The organism is Streptomyces colwelliae (assembly GCF_048158785.1).
Lineage (GTDB): Bacteria > Actinomycetota > Actinomycetes > Streptomycetales > Streptomycetaceae > Streptomyces.
Map to the genome: position 1 here is coordinate 1 of NZ_JBLTJC010000941.1, position 475 is coordinate 475.

At 54.5% G+C, this 475-nt stretch carries 1 protein-coding gene; it reads left to right on the plus strand.

Going from position 1 to position 475, the window contains the following annotated elements:
- Nucleotides 1-475 (plus strand): inorganic phosphate transporter (locus ACNFOC_RS55265; protein ID WP_416966428.1); only part of this gene is annotated, 475 nt, incomplete at both ends.

The following is a 475-nucleotide window of genomic DNA, read 5'->3' on the forward strand; positions in this document are numbered from 1 at the left end:
CCCGTGATGCCATCAACAACGTCGAAGCTTACTTTGAGCAGCATCCTGCGCTGCTGAAACAAGCGACCGGTGCTGATCAGTTAGTACCGGCTCCGGAAGCTGGCGCAACGCAACCCGCGGAGTTCCATTGCCATCCGTCGAATACCATTAACGCGCTCAACCGCCTGAAAGGCATGTTGACTACCGATGTGGAAAGCTACGACAAGCTGTCGCTTGATCAACGTAGCCAGATGCGCCGCATTATGCTGTGCGTTTCTGACACTATCGACAAAGTGGTGAAGATGCCTGGCGTGAGTGCTGACGATCAGCGCCTGTTGAAGAAACTGAAGTCCGACATGCTTAGCACCATCGAGTATGCGCCGGTGTGGATCATCATGGCGGTCGCGCTGGCGTTAGGTATCGGTACGATGATTGGCTGGCGTCGTGTGGCAACGACTATCGGTGAGAAAATCGGTAAGAAAGGCATGACCTACGC